Annotated in this window: 13 protein-coding genes; 5 read left to right on the forward strand and 8 right to left on the reverse strand. The window is 39.4% G+C overall.

Going from position 1 to position 18,942, the window contains the following annotated elements:
- Positions 1-1,272 carry a glucose-1-phosphate adenylyltransferase gene (locus tag NMK93_RS07215; protein ID WP_185211663.1) on the forward strand — a complete coding sequence of 424 codons (1,272 nt, stop codon included), beginning with the start codon at positions 1-3 and terminating at the stop codon, positions 1,270-1,272.
- A gap of 59 nt (positions 1,273-1,331) precedes the next feature.
- On the opposite strand, the gene NMK93_RS07220 is transcribed toward NMK93_RS07215, so the two are convergent.
- The 4 genes from NMK93_RS07220 to NMK93_RS07235 form a co-directional block, all read right to left on the reverse strand.
- The gene (locus NMK93_RS07220; protein WP_185211664.1) at positions 1,332-1,532 is read right to left on the reverse strand and encodes a hypothetical protein; all 201 of its coding nucleotides are present in this window, start codon (positions 1,530-1,532) and stop codon (positions 1,332-1,334) included.
- A 64-nt stretch (positions 1,533-1,596) separates the two neighbouring features.
- Positions 1,597-2,235 (reverse strand): response regulator transcription factor, encoded by a 639-nt coding sequence (locus NMK93_RS07225; RefSeq protein WP_185217076.1) that lies wholly within the window; start codon positions 2,233-2,235, stop codon positions 1,597-1,599.
- On the reverse strand, positions 2,232-4,490 hold the full coding sequence (locus tag NMK93_RS07230) for a sensor histidine kinase (RefSeq protein WP_254529132.1): 2,259 nt from the start codon (positions 4,488-4,490) through the stop codon (positions 2,232-2,234). The genes NMK93_RS07225 and NMK93_RS07230 overlap by 4 nt, the downstream gene beginning before the upstream one ends.
- A gap of 77 nt (positions 4,491-4,567) precedes the next feature.
- The gene (locus NMK93_RS07235) at positions 4,568-5,965 is read right to left on the reverse strand and encodes a WG repeat-containing protein (protein WP_254529133.1); all 1,398 of its coding nucleotides are present in this window, start codon (positions 5,963-5,965) and stop codon (positions 4,568-4,570) included.
- Between the two features lie 571 nt (positions 5,966-6,536).
- Between NMK93_RS07235 and NMK93_RS07240 the strand changes: the two genes are divergently transcribed.
- Entirely contained in the window at positions 6,537-9,785 is a 3,249-nt protein-coding gene (locus NMK93_RS07240; protein ID WP_254529134.1) for a TonB-dependent receptor, read from the forward strand.
- A 4-nt stretch (positions 9,786-9,789) separates the two neighbouring features.
- Positions 9,790-11,529: a RagB/SusD family nutrient uptake outer membrane protein gene (locus NMK93_RS07245; protein WP_254529135.1), complete on the forward strand. Its 1,740-nt coding sequence runs from the start codon at positions 9,790-9,792 to the stop codon at positions 11,527-11,529.
- Between the two features lie 52 nt (positions 11,530-11,581).
- Here the strand turns inward: NMK93_RS07245 and NMK93_RS07250 are convergent, their stop codons facing one another.
- From NMK93_RS07250 to NMK93_RS07260, 3 genes are all read right to left on the reverse strand, one after another.
- Positions 11,582-13,279, reverse strand: a complete 1,698-nt coding sequence (locus NMK93_RS07250) for an amino acid permease (protein ID WP_254529136.1) — start codon at positions 13,277-13,279, stop codon at positions 11,582-11,584.
- A 118-nt stretch (positions 13,280-13,397) separates the two neighbouring features.
- Entirely contained in the window at positions 13,398-14,339 is a 942-nt protein-coding gene (locus tag NMK93_RS07255; RefSeq protein WP_185211671.1) for a Dyp-type peroxidase, read from the reverse strand.
- A gap of 159 nt (positions 14,340-14,498) precedes the next feature.
- A complete protein-coding gene (locus NMK93_RS07260) occupies positions 14,499-15,884 on the reverse strand; it encodes an NAD(P)-binding domain-containing protein (protein WP_185211672.1) in 1,386 nt (461 codons plus the stop codon).
- A 518-nt stretch (positions 15,885-16,402) separates the two neighbouring features.
- On the opposite strand from NMK93_RS07260, the gene NMK93_RS07265 reads away from it, so the two are divergent.
- On the forward strand, positions 16,403-17,275 hold the full coding sequence (locus NMK93_RS07265; protein ID WP_185211673.1) for a DUF808 domain-containing protein: 873 nt from the start codon (positions 16,403-16,405) through the stop codon (positions 17,273-17,275).
- Between the two features lie 97 nt (positions 17,276-17,372).
- Positions 17,373-17,885 carry a hypothetical protein gene (locus tag NMK93_RS07270; RefSeq protein ID WP_254529137.1) on the forward strand — a complete coding sequence of 171 codons (513 nt, stop codon included), beginning with the start codon at positions 17,373-17,375 and terminating at the stop codon, positions 17,883-17,885.
- Positions 17,886-18,025: 140 nt separating this feature from the next.
- Here the strand turns inward: NMK93_RS07270 and NMK93_RS07275 are convergent, their stop codons facing one another.
- Positions 18,026-18,454 carry a GNAT family N-acetyltransferase gene (locus NMK93_RS07275; RefSeq protein ID WP_214649456.1) on the reverse strand — a complete coding sequence of 143 codons (429 nt, stop codon included), beginning with the start codon at positions 18,452-18,454 and terminating at the stop codon, positions 18,026-18,028.
- Positions 18,455-18,942: the final 488 nt, after the last annotated feature.

The following is an 18,942-nucleotide window of genomic DNA, read 5'->3' on the forward strand; positions in this document are numbered from 1 at the left end:
ATGTCGCATAAAGTTGTTTCTATAGTACTAGGTGGGGGTCGAGGAACCCGCTTATTTCCGTTGACAGACCAACGTTCGAAACCAGCAGTTCCAATTGCAGGAAAGTATAGATTGGTTGATATCCCAATTTCCAATTGTCTTAATTCTGGCTACAATAAGATATATGTACTGACGCAATACAACTCGGCTTCATTGAACAAGCATATCAAAAACTCCTACAACTTCAGTATTTTCAGTAAGGGTTTTGTGGATATATTGGCTGCAGAGCAGACCAATGAAGGTGATCGCTGGTTTGAAGGTACCGCCGATGCGGTTAGAAGGACCCAGAAGAACTTGGTGAATGTGGACTATGATTACGTGCTGATCCTCTCCGGAGATCAACTCTATCAAATGGATTATTCGGCCATGGTGGACTTCCATGTTAAGAACGGAGGGGAAATCACCATTGGAACCATTCCAGTAACGGCCAAGGAAGCTCCAGGTTTTGGAATCCTGAAATCGGATGAAAACAATAAGGTCATCTCCTTTATTGAAAAACCGACCAAGGACCTTTTGGAAGACTGGACCTCGGAGGTGCCTGAAGAATTGGAAAAACAAGGTAGAAACTATTTGGCTTCCATGGGTATCTATGTGTTCTCCAAAGGTGTGATGTCAAGGATGTTGGCAGAGAACAACGGAATGGATTTTGGAAAAGAGATTATTCCAGATGCAATCGAAAGTTCAAATGTATTGAGCTATCCTTTTGACAGCTATTGGACCGATATCGGTACGATCCCTTCTTTCTTTGAAGCGAATATTGGATTGACAGATGATATCCCGGAATTCAACCTTTTTGGCGAAACGGTATATACCCGGGCGCGTATGTTGCCACCATCAAAAGTGTCAGGTACTACCTTGAACAATGCGATCATAGCTGATGGATGTATTATCTTGGCTGAAAAGATCCAACGTTCTGTGATTGGGATCCGTTCTAGGATAGGGGAAGGAACCGTGGTCAAGATGACCTATATGATGGGGTCGGATTATTATGAAGAATTAAATGAAGTTGTACAATTAACTTCATCCCAAGCTCCGCCACCAATTGGAGTAGGTGAGCGCTGTTATATCGAAAATGCCATCTTGGACAAGAACTGTAGGATTGGAAATGATGTGAGGATTAAAGGTGGGAAGCAATTAAAGGATGGGGATTTTCCTGAGTACACAATTTGTGAAGGTATTATCGTCATCAAGAAAAATGCTGTAATAGAACATGGCAGAACCATTGGGTTCTAGAACTATAAGATTTAAAAAGAAAGGCTATCCCACTCGGATAGCCTTTCTTTTTTATGTTTTTATTGTTGGCCTTTTAATACCAATTCATAGATAAAGTAAATGATCGCCAAGACAATGATTGCAATGATGATTGTTTTCTTGAGATTGTTAGCTGCTGGCTGATCATCTTTCTCTTTAACGACTGTTTCTGGAACCTTTGTAGGGTCTACATCTTCGGCGTTATTGATTTTGTTTCCTTGTTCATCTTCTTTTTCTTGCATCGTTATTCTCCATTAGTTTACTATTCTTAAACAAATAAAGAGATAAATAGTTTGAGATGGCTTGTTAGTCAACAGATTCGCGGATTAAGCCATAATCAAGGGCCATTTTTATGGCCGAGCTCAAGTTGCTGGTCTTGAATTTTTCGATCAGGTTCTTACGATGGCTCTCCACAGTGTGGTGGCTAATAAAGAGCTTTTCTGCAATTTGGGTCGTCGTCAGTCCCTGTGCCGCTTCAGCCAATATTTCCTTTTCCCGACGGGTCAATTTTGGGACACTCTTCAGTTCCGTACTGTTTTTCTTATCGATGATCAGTTTGGTCTGTTTGCATAGAAATTTCTTTCCAAAAAGAATTTCTTGGATGCCAAGCTTGATCTCGTCAATGGAAGCATTTTTCTGGATATAGCCATGCGCCCCTTCCTGAAAAGCGCTGTTGATCACAGCAAATTCATTGTGGACACTGAGCATGATGATCTTAAGATCCTTATGTTTTTTGATCAATGGACTGATCAATTCCAATCCATTCGCATCAGAAAGGTTGATGTCCAATAGCAAGACATCAATCGCAGTTTCTTCCAAAGCCTTTACCAAGACCTGCGCATTGGGATAACAACCAATGATGTTTAAATCTGGCTCTTGGGCAAGGATGTTCTTCAAGCCTTCGGATAGTAAAGGATGGTCGTCGGTGATGGCGATATTTATCATGTTTGTTTGTTTTTTGGGATATTGATTTCAAAGCTACTTCCTTGACCGATATCAGATTGTACATTCAAATTACCTTTCAAGAACTCTACTCTTGATCGTATGTTCTGCAAGCCTGCAGATTTGTTGCTGTGATTGTTGCTGTCAAACCCTTTTCCGTCGTCCTCAACGGTGATATGGTATTCGGAGTCTTCCTCAACAAGCTGGATAAGGATTTGGCTAGGGTCCGCATGCTTAATGGCATTATTGACCAGTTCTTGGATAATTCTATAGATGACCAGTTGCTGGTCAAGATTCATGTTGTTGTTAAAATGCAGGAATTGGACATCGATCTCCAGATTATCATTGCACATACGTGAGGCATAGTCATTCAAGGCTTCCTGCAAACCAAACTTCTGCAATAGGTCTGGTGTCAGGTTGTGGGCTACTCGACGGAGTTCATCAACGGCCATATCCAATTGGGTGATTCCCTTTTGCATCTTCTCCTGGATCTCAAATGATGTTTGGTCGTTCAGATGGGATAAATGCAGTTTGGTTCCTGATAAAAGTCCACCTAAACCGTCGTGTAGATCGCGTGCAATCCTTGCCCTTTCTTGTTCTTGCCCATCCAGTAGGGCAGTCAGCATGGATATTTTCGCATTTTGTCTTTCTTGTTCGATGGCAAGGTTGTGAAAGTTCTCCCTTTGTTTCATATGTTTCAGGCGCTGCGTATAGGCATAGAATAGGACCGCCAATAGGGTTAAGGCCGCGATCATCAAGGCAATGTAATACGTGTTGATCTTATCCTTTAAGCTGATTTCCTGTTGATAATTGCTGATTTCTTGAGCTCTGTTCTTGGCTTCCAGTTTAGACATCTGAATTTCCTGAAACTGCTTCTCAGCAGTCAGTTTGGAGACTTCCAATTCTTTGGACTGATTGTCCTGGATCAGCCGCAAGTTTTCCAGTTCCTGCTTCTGCTGGATTCCCAAAGCTGCCATCAATTGGATCTGCTGTTCTTTCTTTTCAGCTTCTACTTGTAAGAGTGCCAGTTCTTGGTCCTGTTTTCCTTTTTCATACTGTGCTTCAAGACGCTTGCCTATACCCAGCTTCTCCTGGTCGTAGACATTGGTAAACAAGGTAATGTATTCTTTATAATAATTGATGGCCTCCTGATAATTTCCCTCTTGCTCACTGATATGTGAAAGGGTGTTATAGATGCTCATCAAGATCTGTTGATCCTGTACCTGGGATTTGTTGATCTCTATCAGTGATGATAGCAAATGTTCTTTTGCTTTTTTGGAGTTTCCGTTCAGAAGTTCCAGTTCTGACAATATCCCATACGCCGAGGCAACCAAATTGTACTGTTTGGATTCCAGTCCTTTTGTTTTTGCCAGTTCAGCATACTGAGTTGCTTTATCCCTATATTCCTTAGGATAGAACTTAAAATAGAGATGCGAAAGGTTATTGGCTACAAAAGCTAAGTTTGAAGGTATTGGTATCTCATTCTGTTTTTCCAGATAGGTATTCAAAGCTTTTAGGTAGTATTCTTCCGCTGAGTTCCTAAATTCTACATGTTGCTGGTCTTCTAGATATTTCTGTTCATACATATAGCCCAATGACATGTAGGTGTCAAAAATGGTCAGTGGATCTTTCTGCTTCAGTGCAATATTCAGCGCTAGTTTGCTGTATTTTTCCTGCAGTTCAAACTCATTCCAGTTCGCGTAAATAGACGTCAGCTCTTTATAGACATTTGCTTTTCTGTTGAAAAGTGTATTCGATTGTTTGGCCTGATCGTAATAACTCAATGCGATCATAAACTGCTTGACTGCTTCTGCCTCCTGTTGTTGCCTTGCCAATATCCATCCATAGCCGTAATAGACATATCCTTTGGTTTCGATGTCCTTGCTGCGGTCTACCAATGACTTCGCCTTCAAGATGCTTTGCCTTGAACTTGTCGTTTCTTCCATAATCAATTGATTGATGGCAAGAATGGTATAGAGATAGGCAGAATATCGGCTGTCATTTAACTTGCTGGCAACGGCGATATCTTTTTTAAGTAGTTTGAAGGCTTCATCTTCCTTTTGATTGAAGAATAGCGCTTGCGCCAGCTTTCCGGTGCTGAAGAATTTTTCAGGATCGTCGGTGTTGTATTGATTATATTCCTTTTGGAGTTTGTCCAGGATATCCTGAGCCTTTGCCGAATGGGGAAGGAGGGCAAGAATGCTGAATAGAAAAACATAAAATATAGATAATAAGACTTTTCCTATGTTAGTGTTCATTCTTGCTTTCTGTTTGTGTATTGACAAAAGTACATAAACAGAGCCTAATAAAGGACTCTGTTTATGCTTTCGTTCGATTAGTTGATGTTTACTTTTTCACCTTTGGTGTTGATATAATACACATCGCCATCATCCGTATCCATAACTGATGCCGTACCATCTTCGAAAGAGGAAACACTGCTAAACTTAATAGGGATGACTAACTTTCCTTGATTATTGATATATCCGAATTTTTCACCCTTTTGAACAATATGCAATGGGTCTTTTTCAGAAAGAGAGATCATATCGTAGCCTTCTGCAAGTTTTTTGTTCTGTTTGATATTGTACATTACATAATGATCATTTTCAACCGAAACAAAAACTTCAGCGTTGAATTCCAGGATGAGAGGATAAGAAATCGGAACGATAACCTTTCCTGTTTTGTCCAAGATTCCGGTTTTATCACCAACGGTAGCCGATAAGTATCCGTGGCTCATATGGCTCACCATATCATATTGAGCCTTGATAACAGGCTGGTCATTGGCACCAAGGATCCCAAACTTGTCGTTTTCGGAATAGATGTACTGTTGGTATTCTGCGTCATACACAAGGAAATCATACTTGAAAGGAATCTTGATGTTACCATCTTTATCCATTGAACCATATTTGCTATCCAAATTGATTACTGTGCTTATTCCTCCACTGAATTGATCAAAAAAGGTATAATCAGCTTCGGTAATAGGATTTCCATTTTCATCCATTAAGCCTAATAGCTCGGTGTCATCATCTTGGTATAAGTAACGGTCTTCATCTACCTGCGGGACTGCTGAAAGGCTATCTACCGCATCTAAATGCTCACCCTCTTCCTCGTCAACAACCAGTGCAGCATAGAAAGTAGGAATCTCAAATTCGGTATTGCTCAGGCTTTCTTCGGTAATATTAATTGCAGTAAATCCAGTCTCGCCAATAGTAAGTTCCATTACCGCTCCAGGTAGATCTTTAAGGAACATGAATTGATCCCAATATAGGTTTGGAAGTTTATCGGAGTACCAAACTTCCATCTTAGTATAGTTATCACCCGAAAGGTCAAAATCTCCATTCACTACGGCCATCTTACAAGGAATGCCTGCTATGGTTTTAGTTTTTCCCTGGACGAATTCAAATTCTACGTCTGATTCCACATATAGCCTTCCAGCTTCACCATCATTACCTTCATTGTAAATGTAATACTGTTCGGATTCTGGAAACAACAAGAAAGAGCGATCTGTCTTTTTGTTGATAACCTGCAATCTAGTGGGTGATTCATTGAGAGAAGTCTTTATAAAAGTGTCGTTGAACCAAGCCCTCAATGAATAATTGCCTGAACTGTTTGCCTGATCCTTTTGTTCTCCAATTAAAATAGTGCGATAGTCGATTCTGTGAAGCTTTTGCTCTTGTGCCAACAATGTTAGCTTGCAAAAGCTAATAAGTAAAATAGAGAATAATAGTTTTTTCATTAAATATGATGTTATTCCACAAAAATGGACAGATTACGGCAGAAAAACCATCCCTGATAACAGCTAATTTCGTTGGTTGCACGGAAATAATTGCCTGATTTTATGATGTAGAGATTGTATAGCTCCGGAGAATAAATTTAGTAAGTATTCCTGCTAAGTGGTTTTTAATATGTAAGTAAACTACTCCAAGCAATTATTTGACACTTCACCTCTTTTTCTATGATAAAACATAAAAAGAGAAACAGCTTTTTAAGATTATTAAACTTAAAAAGATGCTTAAAATAATGTTTGTTAAGCAACGAGAATATTCTGTGTTACAACATTTATTCATTATTTTCTCTAATATCCTTTTTAATTGAAGATTAGTTATAAGATTAACTAAAGGGTAATTATTAAGCTTTAATTATGTTAACTTTTTAGATGAAGTAGCGAAACCTTTTTGTTATTTTTGAATTAACTAATTGTACTTGATAAAATATATTTAACATCTTAACCTACTATTAACAAACATTTAATAATAAACCAATATTGTAAAACCTTTCTTTGCTCGCAAAGAAATTGTACTTAAACCATGAAAAAGAACTACACCTACCTGCCCATTTTAGTGGGCTTATCGCTTCTTTCTTGGTCTGCTGCTCATGCTACATATAAGCATGTCCCACTAGAGCGGACCTATGAAATCAGTCAGAACATTATTCGAGGTAAAGTAGTCGCAGAAACAGGTGAGGCTGTTGTCGGCGCATCAGTGAGTAATGTCACGATTGGGTCTAGCACCCAAACTGATGAAAATGGAAATTTTGAACTCTCCGGTTCTGTGGGAAACGAACTGAGGATTTCCATGGTCGGCTATACTGCTAAAACTGTTACTGTTACTGGACCCCAAGTAAATGTTACTATTGTTGCTACCGATCAAAACCTTGATGAGGTCGTGGTTGTGGGCTATGGTAAGCAGAAAAAAGTGAACTTAACAGGTGCAGTAGCACAGATCGATTCCAAAGTATTGCAAGATCGTCCTGTAGCAAATGCAACCCAAGCTCTTCAAGGGGCTGTGCCTAACTTGAACATTAATTTTACCAACGGACGCCCAGGGGGGGAAGGAAAGGTAAATATCCGTGGTTTTGCATCTATTAACTCCGCAAATGCTGCTCCACTTGTCCTAATTGATGGTGTTCCGGGGAATATCAATACCATCAACCCTAAAGACATTGAATCGATATCTGTATTGAAGGATGCTTCCGCGGCGGCCATCTATGGTGCTAGAGGTGCCTTCGGTGTGATGCTTGTCACAACCAAAAAAGGACAAGCCGGAAAGATGACCATTGGCTATAGCAATAATTTTGGAACTTCTGACCTTACCGTTAACACGGATTTCATCACCAATGGCTATGATGCTGCCGTATTGAATGATGAAGCGTTTTTACGTGCAACTGGTAACCGATATACAGGTTATACCGATGAGGATTATGCAGAATTACTAAAGCGTAAAAATGACCCATCTTTACCTTCCGTGGTAATCCAAAATAGAAATGGAAAGGACCAATACGTGTATTATGCCAATACGGATTGGTGGAATACTTTCTATAGGGATAAGATGAATTCTATGGAACATGCCCTAACTTTTTCTGGTGGATCTGAAAAAATGGACTATTACATCTCCGGAAGAATGTACCAGAAAGGTGGTCTGATGAAGGTCCAGCAAGATAAGTTTGAAGGATACAACCTAAGAGCTAGATTGAATGGGCAAGTAACAGATTGGTTAAAAGTGAGCAATAATAGCCAAATTAACTATCAAAACTATACTTTCCCAGGATGGAACAGTAGTGTAGATGCCAACAATAACTTTATCTCCACAACTGTGCATGCATTACCTTCCTATGTTCCTCAAAACCCAGATGGTACGGCTACATACAGAACGGAACTGAACAATTATAATATCGGTGATGGTATCATGGCAGATTTACTTTACGGTAAATCCAAAGGAGGGGAGAAGGAATATGAATTTATCAACCTTTTTGAAGCTGTCGCTCAAATTATGCCAGGCTTGACCGTTACTGGTAACTATACATTTACCTACAATCCGATTGATAAATTTAATCGCAGGGTTCAGGCTCCATGGTCTGTTTATCCAGGCGTGATCAATTATTTGGGAAATGATCAGCTAATTCAAAACTTAGAGAATTACAAGAAACATTCCCTAAATATTTTCGCCAATTTCAACAAAAAATTTGGTGATCATAATTTAGGAGCTACAGCAGGTTACAACCAAGAACTGAGTACCTGGAGAAATGTAGGTGGAACCCAAACCAACCTCTTATCAGAAGACCTTAATGACTTTAACCTTGGTACAGGCGTGCCATTATTACGTGGTGGCGAAGAATCTTGGGCATTACAGGGGTTTTTCGGAAGGATAAATTATGATTATAAAGGAAGATATCTTTTAGAAGTAAATGGTCGTTATGATGGGACTTCCAAATTCCCTTCAGGTCAACAATTTGGTTTCTTTCCATCCTTTTCAGCAGGATGGCGTATTATGGAAGAACCTTTCCTAGAGTCTGTGAAGCCTTATATAAACGAAGCTAAACTAAGAGTTTCCTACGGTTCTCTAGGAAATGCTCAGGAAGCTTCGCCTTATGGTTATATCCCGTTATTAGGCGCTGGAAACTCAGCCTACATTACCAATGGTGGAAGAACACAATTCTTAAGTTCACCGTCGCCAATCTCTGGAGATTTAACATGGGAAAGAACCAGTACCTTAAACTTTGGTGCTGACTTTGAATTTGCTCAAAGTAGATTGACTGCATCCTTTGATTACTTTATCCGCGAAACCTTGGACATGTTGATCCCTGGAAAAACATTGCCAGCAGTATTCGGTGCTAGTTCTCCGAAAACGAATGCAGGAGATTTAAGAAACGTAGGATGGGAATTGTCATTAGCATGGAGAGATCAATTTGAAGTTGCTGATAAACCTTTTGGCTATAGTTTCGGTCTTGGCCTGTCGGATTCCAAAGCAAAGATTACCAGATTTGACAATAGAGAAATGTTGTTGAACAACTATTATGTCGGTCAGACATTAGGTGAGATCTGGGGCTATAAGATCGACGGTTTGTTCCAAACCAATGAAGAAGCTGCCAATTGGGATGTAAATCAAGATCGCATTGATGCTCGCCGTCTTTCAGCTCCCGGAGATTGGTCTAAGCTGCAGGCTGGAGATCCAAGATTTGTGGATATCAATGGAGACAAAGAAGTAAACCAAGGGAAAAATACCCTAAGTGATCCTGGAGATCAGGTTATCATCGGTAATAGTAGAGCGAGATATAACTTCGGTTTAAACTTAGGTGCCAACTGGCAAGGTTTTGATGTCTCGGCATTCTTCCAAGGTATCGGAAAACAGAACTGGTGGCCAGGTTCCAATGCGGATAAGTTCTGGGGACCTTATTCAAGACCTTATTACTCATTCGTTCCAAAAGATTTTGTTGAAGATGTATGGACTCCTGAGAATCCAGATGCATATTTCCCTCTATTGCGTGGCTATATCGCTTTGGATGGTAACAGTTCCCTGAATGTAAAATCAGACCGTTATCTGCAAGATTTAGCTTATATCCGTTTGAAAAACCTAACCATTGGTTACACTCTTCCAAACGCTATCATGAGCAAGTTGAAACTGAGCAATGCAAGGATTTATCTGTCTGGAGAAAACCTGTGGACAGCGACTAAACTAAGGTCAAAATATATTGACCCAGAACAAGCAGCTCAAGAATCTAACGGTAGAGCTTACCCTTATTCTAGAACATTTTCTTTTGGACTTGACTTTACTTTCTAAACCCATGAAAAACTCATTAATATTATATATTCTACTTGCTGTTCTAGTTACAGGATGTAGTAAGGATTATTTAGATAGACAGCCGGAGGCAAATATCTCTCCCGATGTCTCTTTCAAAAGTGTCAAAGATCTTGAATTGTTCAGCAATTCATTTTATGACGGCGCCCTTCCATCTGCTGAAGGAATCTATAACGAGGCAATTGATAATATTGTTAAAACAACCCTTCAAGATGAATTAACGGGAAAAAGAATTGTCCCTGTAAGTGGGGGTGGCTGGTCTTGGACCCAACTAAGGAATATTAATTTCTTCCTTGAAAACTGCTATAATCATCTTTCAGTTCAGGATGCTGCGCCTTATGCAGGTGTAGCCAAATTCTTCAGGGCTTATTTCTATTTTGATAAGGTTAGACGTTTCGGAGATGTGCCTTGGTACGGAAAGGTTCTTGATGTCAATGATGAAGAGGAATTATCGAAAAAACGTGATTCTAGAACGCTTATTGTTGATTCCATCATGGCAGATTTAGATTTCGCCATCAAGAATATGTCAGACGCAAAGTCCGATGAAAAAGCAACAAAATGGACCGCCTTGGCACTTAAATCAAGAGTGGCCTTGTTTGAAGGTACTTTCAGGAAATATCATACGGAATTGAACCTGCCTAATGCAAATAAATACCTTGAAATGGCTGTAGCAGCTTCCAAAGAATTAATGGATGCTGGTCAGTATAGTCTATATACAGGTGCTGGTGTTGATTCTTATGGTAAACTTTTCAGCTCTGTCAATAGCGTATCCCAAGAAGTTATTTTGGCCCGTAAGTTTTCGGATGCCCTACAGATTTGGCACAATGTAAACTATTATACCATTACAGCTTCATACGGTAAGCCAGGTCTGGAGAAAAACTTGGTCAACTCCTACTTAATGAAAGACGGAACACGCTTCACGGACAAACCTAACTATGATAAAATGACCTTCTTGGAAGAGGTAAAAGATAGGGATCCAAGGTTGCATCAAACCATAAGAACTCCTGGCTATACCAGAATAGGAGGGGCAGCACCAATAGCACCTAACTTTGGAAATTCCGTGACGGGCTATCAGTTAATCAAATTCGTAGGTGATGTGAAATATGATAACTATAATCGTTCTGAAAATGATATGCCTATTTTCCGCTATGCTGAAGTTCTGTTGAACTATGCTGAAGCTAAAGCTGAATTGGGAACTTTGACCCAAGCTGATCTTGATCAATCCATTAACCTAATCCGTGCAAGAGCAGAAATGCCAACATTGGTATTAGCAGCGGCAAACAGCAATGCAGATCCGTATCTGGCCAAAGATTATCCAGCAGTTGCTGGAGCCATGAAAGGTGCTATCCTTGAGATCCGTAGAGAAAGAAGGATTGAATTGGTTATGGAGTCCTACCGTTGGGATGATATTTTGAGATGGAAAAGCGGTCAATTGATCACTCGTCAATTTAAAGGGATGTATTTCCCAAGCATTGGTAAGTTTGACCTCGATGGTGATGGTAAAGAAGATGTTTGGATTTACGAAGGAACTAAACCAACAGCTCCAGGCGTCCAATTGTTAAAATTAGGATCAGAAATCTTATTGGAAAACGGGAAAAGTGGAAACGTGATAATCAATGCCCATATCAAAAAAGTATTTGATGAGGCTAAAGATTATTTCTATCCGCTTCCGATCCAGGAATTGGAACTCAATAAGAATTTAACTCAAAATCCAGGCTGGAAATAATGTTAATATTAAATAAATGAATAAAGCCGCATCTTTTTGATGCGGCTTTTTCTTATGCAATATCTTCAGCTTTAGGGTTGTTAAGCTTGGAATGTTTATAACCATAAAAGAAATAAACCACTAATCCTATTGCTAGCCAGATCAAAAAGATCACCCAATTGCTCGTACCTAGCTCGGTCATCAAATAGAGATTGATCAGGATCCCAATCACAGGTAGCAAGGAGAAATTGTATTTAAAAGCCATAATAGCAAGTACAATCCATACAGCCCAAAAGATCAAAATCAACGATTTATGCTCTAGGATATACAAGAAATCCAAGTGTTGCCATTCATGGATGGCTTCTTGGTTAAATTTCCAGATCAAAGCCCAAGCAATCACAAAACCTAATCCGATCAGGTATTTGCCGTTTATATAGGGAACTCTAAATTTAGATTGCTTTGATAAGCCTGAATAATCCATATAGAGTACACCCGCACAGACTAAAATAAAGGCAAAGAAGGTACCTACGGAGGTTAGATCCACAAAGAAATCCATCTTGAAGAACATGGAAGGTATAGCAACCACGAAACCTGTCACGATTGTCGCAAAGGAGGGGGTCTTATACTTAGGGTGGATGGTAGCAAATTTTTTCCAAAGCAGGCCATCACGACTCATGGTCATCCAGATCCTTGGTTGAGCTAATTGATAGACCAAAAGAGCACTGGTAATCGCAATGACTGAGGTGACTGAGATTATCCCAGCTAAATAATCGACTCCTATGTATTTAAAAACAAATGCCAAGGGATCTTTTACGTTCAGTTCCGTGTAATTCACCATCCCTGTCAATACCAAAGTTATCCCTACATAAAGTACTGTACAGATCAATAAGGTGATGATCATGGCCTTCGGAAGGTCACGTTGGGGATTCTTGCATTCTTCTGCAGTGGTCGAAATAGAGTCAAATCCAATAAATGCAAAGAATACAGCAGCCACTGAACCTAATACGCCCTGGAGACCATTTGGAGCAAAGGGTACCCAGTTTTCAGGATTGACGAAAAAGGCGCCACCAATAATGATAGCCAAGATTACACCGATCTTTACCATGACCATGATGTTACTGGCTCTTCTAGACTCTTTAATGCCTCGGTATACCAACCATGTGATCAAGCTGATGATAACCCCAGAAGGCAGATCAAAAATAATAGGTACTTCACCAATCCTAGGGGCAGATTCATAGGCCTTCAGACCCAATTTATCCGCAACCGTCAAGGCTTCCGGTCCTAATTCAACTAACTTCTGATGAGCTTCCAAGGCATATTGGGGCGCCATAGAAAGCCATGCAGGAATATGTATCCCAAATCCTTCCAGCATGGTAACGAAATATTGCGACCATGATATGGAAACCACAATATTGGAAACTGCATATTCTAAAACCAATGCCCAACCAATAATCCAGGCGAATAGTTCCCCAAATGCAACATAAGCATAGGTATAGGCACTACCCGAAACTGGAATGGTACTGGCAAATTGTGCATAGGAAAGAGCCGTAAATACGCAGGCAAAAGCAACAAACACAAAAAGTAGAGAAATGGCAGGGCCACCCTCAAAACTAGCCAATCCGATGGTGCTGAATATTCCGGCACCTACGATGGCAGCAATTCCTAAGGAAACTAAGTCTCGAACTCCAAGGACCTTGTTCATACTTTCGGACTGACCCTTTTCCTTGATGATCAGTTCTAGACTCTTCCTTTTGAAAAGCTTATTTCTCATTAGCGATTAATTATTTGGTGAAGTCAACAAAAGTAGATATAAAAATGAAACCCTAGAATGATATTTATAAGAAAATCATACTAGGGTTTCTGAAAATTTATTGAATAAAATATTTCATTTATGTTGTGGCCGAGTAATTATCTAGTATTTCCTGCGTAGGTACAAAGAAAAGTGTACCTGTTTCCGCAGTACTGAAATCCAATATCCTATCATAATTTCCTACAGGATCCCCCAAGAACATATTCTCCAACATCTTTTTCGTTGTCGAGAATTTACTGGCGTAGGAAATAAAATACGTGCCGAATTCACCTTTTGAAGGATTTGAAAAAGGAAGGTTATCCCGCACAATCTTTAGGTCATTCCCATTCTCATCTGTAATACTGGTCAATGCACTATGGGCATTCTTTGGCTTGACTTCATCCGTCATCTCCACATCCGACAATTTGTACCGACCAAATACCTTCTCTTGCTCGCTGGTAGACAGTTCTTCCCATGCCTTAAGATTGTGGATGTATTTCTGTACAAACTGATAACTCCCACCTTGATATTGAGGATCTTCTTCGCCAACCAATGCAAATTGAGCTCGTTCATCCCCAATCGGATTTTCTGTTCCATCGACAAAGCCAAGGATGGAACGGCCATCCCAATACCTAAAACCATGGACCTCCACCAAATTGTCGGCAACAGGATTGATGATATCGTAGATATCCTTCGCCATCTCATAACAGATGCCAGCATTCTCAGCGCGTAGATGAAAATGTAAATCTCCCTCCGTAGATACGGCAGTATGTTTTCCTCCAACAATCTTTTCAAAAGTCTTCAGTTCCTTGGGAAGGGGAGTAGGCATACCTAATTTATTCCAAGCCTCATAACCGATCCCCATAATACAACTGGTCCTGCCATTTGGCGTACGAACCACAAATGAATGGTTCAAATTGGAAACCAGTGCACAAAGCCTTTCAAAGACAGCCTTATAATCTGTTCCATCCTTAAATTTCCAAACTGAAAAAATGGTGTTGTTATTGGGGTAATCCGTAATGTTTTGAGATATTGATGCCATAGGTGAATTTAATAATAGTGTTAACCTAATTTAAGCATTCTTAACAAGAGATAAAAGTTAGTCTGTAAATTTTATTGAAAGAAAAAAGTACTGCGTTTTAGGGCAGTACTTAATGCATTGTGATGAAAAAAGCAGAGAAATAAATCCCTGCTTTCTCAATTAGTAATTTATAACCTTATCTAATTCTTTTTCATCGATGGTTACTTCATTTAGATAACGCTCTAAGCTATCATCCAATTCTTTCATCCAAGGTGTATGGTGAGGTTCAGCGCTTGTGCCATCCATGACCGACTTGTAAACCTGATCCCTGTAGTTCAGGATATTGACCTCCTTGTCGTTTAACCAGCTTTTAAACATCTCTGCCACACGATCTAAATCGAATGCAGGATAATCCGTATAACTGATCAAATTCTTGATGTAATCTGTCTGGAAATCTACATGCTCAGGACCAGTTACGGTTTTAGCCTCGTAATCCATCCACTGTTTAATGTCGGCATCTCTTTCCTCTTTAGCTGGGAAATCAACTCGCCCCAACATATAATCCCTTGCAAACCATGCCTGAGTATCAAACATGTTGAATGTATAGTATTGGTCTTGCATTCCTAAGAATATAAGTCGCTCATTTTCATTGAATACTACACCTTTATATAAATTGTCTGGATACAGACAGTTCTTCGTCTTTAAACGCAAATCATCCGGTAGGAAAGGGAACTTGTGCTGATATCCTGTACAAAGGATCACGGCGTCATAATCTTCAGTTGTTCCATCTTTGAAATAAGCAGTATTGCCATCAAAGTGAGTTACCAACGGTTTTTCCTTGATTCCTTCTGGCCATTTCGTGCCAATTGGGTTTGTCCTATAGGAAATGGTCACCGAGTCACTGCCATGTTTGAAACATTGAACCGCAATATCCTCAGCAGAATAACTACTTCCGATCAACAACAACTTTTGTCCAATAAATTGATCCGCACCACGGAAGTCATGCGCATGCATCACGGCACCTGGAAAGTTATCAATACCTTTGAAATAAGGCATATTAGGTGTTGAGAAATGACCTGTACCTACTACAAGATAATCGAAGTACTCCTCGAATGTCTCATTCTTTTGTAGGTCATCAAATACGACCCTAAATTGTTTTTTATCTTCGATATAGTCAACCCAGCGAGCTACCGTATTGAATTTAATATAATCTCTTGCGTTACTTTTCTTAATTCTGCCTTGAATGTAGTCAAAAAGCACTTCACGTGGAGGATAGGACGAAATAGGCTGCCCAAAATGCTCCGTAAAAGTATAGTCTGCAAATTCTAGACATTCTTTTGGCCCGTTGGACCATAAGTATTTATACATGCTTCCATGTAATGGTTCGCCAAATTTCCCTACACCCGTTCGCCAGGTATAGTTCCACATGCCGCCCCAATTATCTTGTTTTTCATAACATTTAATTTCTGGGATGGGATTACCTTTTTTCTGTTCTGATTCAAATGCTCTTAACATAGCTAAACCACTAGGGCCAGCTCCAATAATTCCAACTTTAAAATCTGTCATATTTTATTCTTTTTATAAATTTTTTAAATTTTTCAATGTGCCATTATCTGTAGATAGATGCAATAAGGCTGTAATGATTCCCATTAGGGGAAATAGAAGGCGTGTTGATTTCTTTGGCAGATAATTACCAAATATTCGTGACGCTAAAATTAAAGGAAGTAATAATTAGGTGATGCTGAATGATCATTATACACAAATGTGTTTTTTTCCTTCACTGTTGCAAAGGTACGAATAATATTCATTAATTAAAAATATTAACGAAATAATATTCGGATTAACCAATGGTTTTATCGGAAAACCAATGATTAATATTTGGTTCTGTTAGGAATTGTTTGGCAAATTTGACCGTTCAGAAATTAAGTCCAATTGCCTGCGTCCCTGTTGGTTTTGGTATATGATTTGCTTTTATCGGGTAGGATTTACCAAATTAATTCTAGCCCCATTTTCAATTAAATTAAGGGATTGCGTGATTTTGAGCAAAATCTGTTTATTTTAGGAGTAAATTAAAAAAATCATATATGGCATCAGGAATATTCGCGGTTTTGGATGATATCGCCGCTCTTATGGACGACGTAGCAGTTGCAAGTAAAATCGCAACTCGGAAAACCGCAGGTATTTTAGGAGATGATTTGGCCGTGAATGCCGAAAAAGCAACCGGATTTTTAGCATCTCGGGAGCTTCCGGTCCTCTGGGCAATTACGAAAGGCTCCTTTGTCAATAAGCTGATTATCGTGCCTGTCGCCTTATTGCTCAATGCTTTCCTTCCCGTAGTGATAAAATATATTTTATTGATTGGTGGTGCTTATTTAGCTTATGAAGGAGCGGAAAAAGTTATACATTATCTTTTTCACCGGAAGAAAGAAGGGCAGGAGGTCATTCAGGAACAAGCTTTGGAAGGAGAAGCAGCAGAGTCTGCAAAGGTTAAATCCGCAGTCACTACCGATTTTATCTTATCCGTGGAGATCGTAATCATAGCATTAGGAACTGTACTTGAAGAAAGCCTTGCCATTCAGATCCTAACGGTTTCTGTGGTTGCTATCCTTGCTACGGTGGGTGTATATGGTATAGTCGCCCTGATTGTGAGAATGGATGATGCCGGACATAGCCTGATCAAGAAATCGAACGATAAGGGAATAGCTGCTAAATTAGGACACCTCCTGGTAAAACTTTTACCGATTGTGATCAAGGCCTTAGGGGTAATCGGAACGATAGCTCTATTATTGGTTGCAGGGGGTATTTTTGTGCATAATATCGATTATTTCCACCATTTCCTTCCACAGGTTCCTTCAATCGTGAAAGAATTTGGAATGGGTCTTGTAGTAGGTTTTATTGTACTGGGAATTGTTCTCCTGGTCAAGAAGATCTTTGGGATAGGAAAGGATAAGCATTAATTTATTTGTGGGGCGGGTTAATTTTTAGCAATTTGCGCCACAATAGGTCCTGGCCTAAACCGAATAAAATTTCTACAAGAAATAGTATAGATTATTTATGAAAAAGATATTAAACATTATTTGTTTCGTTGCTGTTTTAGGGGCATTTACTGCCTGCTCCAAAGAGGATGAAGAAGTAAAGACTCCAAAAGACACTGCAGAACTGATTGGAAAATGGGTTAAGGTTGATGGAATCCGTAATTCAGATACTATTATCACCGAAGGTCCTCATTTGGACACCTTAAAAATGCTTGAATTCACAGCGGATAATAAATTGACGGTGAGTCGTGGACAGTTCTGCGTTTTCACGGCTGCAAAAGATAAGAGCCAATCTGGCGATTTTGAATATTATTCAGTAAACAATAGTATTTACCCTGGCCTCAATGACAGGATTAAATATAACCAAGGTTGTACGAATGGAATGCCTGTATCTCTTCAAGGCAATGTTTTACGCATTGGATTTCCTACGGATGAGGCTTCTTACGAAGAATATATGAAAGTTACACCTGCAGAAACCCCAGAGGTTCCTGAAACCCCTGAGGTTCCTACAGAACCAACTCCTGTTGGATAAAAAAGACTTTTGAGGAAAGCCCAAAATTAATTTTGGGCTTTTTTTATTCTAGTTCCAATAAAATAAAAACCCCCGACCAGGTGGTCAGGGATTTTTTTATATGGCCATCCGCCATGTTATTGTTAAACATTTCTTTATGCTTAGAGATGTAGTTTCATCCCTTCGTGACTTGCCCTAAAACCCAGCTTCTCATAAAATTTCAAGGCATCTGGTCTTACTTTATCTACGGTGAGTTGAAGGACATGGGCACTTTTTTCTTTTGCTCTTCGGATCGCATATCGGATCATCTTTTCGCCATAACCTTTAGACCGCTCTGCTTTATCAATCCTAACCCCTTCGATCTGGGCCCTGATTCCTCCACGATAGGTCAGGTATTGGATAAATGTCAATTGCAAACAGCCAATAATTTTGCCATCCTCAGTTTCCATTACCAAAAGCTCTTGGTTTTTGTCCTCATTGATCTTATTGAAGGCAGTAATGTACTCCGCAGGAAGTGGATGCCGATAAGCCTCGCGCATGTTCCCTAACATATCGTCCGAAAGTAATTCTATGATTCTTTCTAAGTCCATAATATGGGCTTTTCTAAACTTCATGGTAGATTTTCCTATGTTTGCATAGTAAATGTACGAAAAATCCGGAATAAAAATAAAAGGATAAAAAGAAAGAATATTTTTTTTGACATATCTTAATAAGGAACTCGGAACGGAGCAATGTTTATCATGAAAAGGTTAAGGACTTTATTGGCGTTCAGTTCGTTAACCGAAGTTTAACGATGACAGAGTCTAAGGGAGGAAATCGTACAGATTCTTTACTAACTGTTCAGAATTGGAAACCTACATTTCATCACAAGCAAATTGTCTGATTTTCAATTTTTAGCACTTTATTACATAAATCTTCCATCTTATTACATTTTCACCTGCTACTATTGTAATTTTTTCTAAAATTATGTAACTTGTTGATAGATAGTTTGTTGGTGGATATTAATTTATCCATTACTCCCCATTTATCAACAATTTAATTAACATTTTTCGAAAAACACTTAGTATAGGAGGTATAT

Source organism: Sphingobacterium sp. LZ7M1 (assembly GCF_024296865.1).
GTDB lineage: Bacteria > Bacteroidota > Bacteroidia > Sphingobacteriales > Sphingobacteriaceae > Sphingobacterium.

What these genes read in the sequence shown, in the direction of transcription:
- NMK93_RS07235 (WP_254529133.1), bottom strand. Translation starts at nt 5,965, where the DNA reads ATGAAAAAACTATTATTCTCTATTTTACTTATTAGCTTTTGCAAGCTA.
- NMK93_RS07240 (WP_254529134.1), top strand. Translation starts at nt 6,537, where the DNA reads ATGAAAAAGAACTACACCTACCTGCCCATTTTAGTGGGCTTATCGCTT.
- NMK93_RS07265 (WP_185211673.1), top strand. Translation starts at nt 16,403, where the DNA reads ATGGCATCAGGAATATTCGCGGTTTTGGATGATATCGCCGCTCTTATG.
- NMK93_RS07230 (WP_254529132.1), bottom strand. Translation starts at nt 4,490, where the DNA reads ATGAACACTAACATAGGAAAAGTCTTATTATCTATATTTTATGTTTTT.
- NMK93_RS07215 (WP_185211663.1), top strand. Translation starts at nt 1, where the DNA reads ATGTCGCATAAAGTTGTTTCTATAGTACTAGGTGGGGGTCGAGGAACC.
- NMK93_RS07260 (WP_185211672.1), bottom strand. Translation starts at nt 15,884, where the DNA reads ATGACAGATTTTAAAGTTGGAATTATTGGAGCTGGCCCTAGTGGTTTA.
- NMK93_RS07275 (WP_214649456.1), bottom strand. Translation starts at nt 18,454, where the DNA reads ATGGACTTAGAAAGAATCATAGAATTACTTTCGGACGATATGTTAGGG.
- NMK93_RS07245 (WP_254529135.1), top strand. Translation starts at nt 9,790, where the DNA reads ATGAAAAACTCATTAATATTATATATTCTACTTGCTGTTCTAGTTACA.
- NMK93_RS07220 (WP_185211664.1), bottom strand. Translation starts at nt 1,532, where the DNA reads ATGCAAGAAAAAGAAGATGAACAAGGAAACAAAATCAATAACGCCGAA.
- NMK93_RS07255 (WP_185211671.1), bottom strand. Translation starts at nt 14,339, where the DNA reads ATGGCATCAATATCTCAAAACATTACGGATTACCCCAATAACAACACC.
- NMK93_RS07225 (WP_185217076.1), bottom strand. Translation starts at nt 2,235, where the DNA reads ATGATAAATATCGCCATCACCGACGACCATCCTTTACTATCCGAAGGC.
- NMK93_RS07250 (WP_254529136.1), bottom strand. Translation starts at nt 13,279, where the DNA reads ATGAGAAATAAGCTTTTCAAAAGGAAGAGTCTAGAACTGATCATCAAG.
- NMK93_RS07270 (WP_254529137.1), top strand. Translation starts at nt 17,373, where the DNA reads ATGAAAAAGATATTAAACATTATTTGTTTCGTTGCTGTTTTAGGGGCA.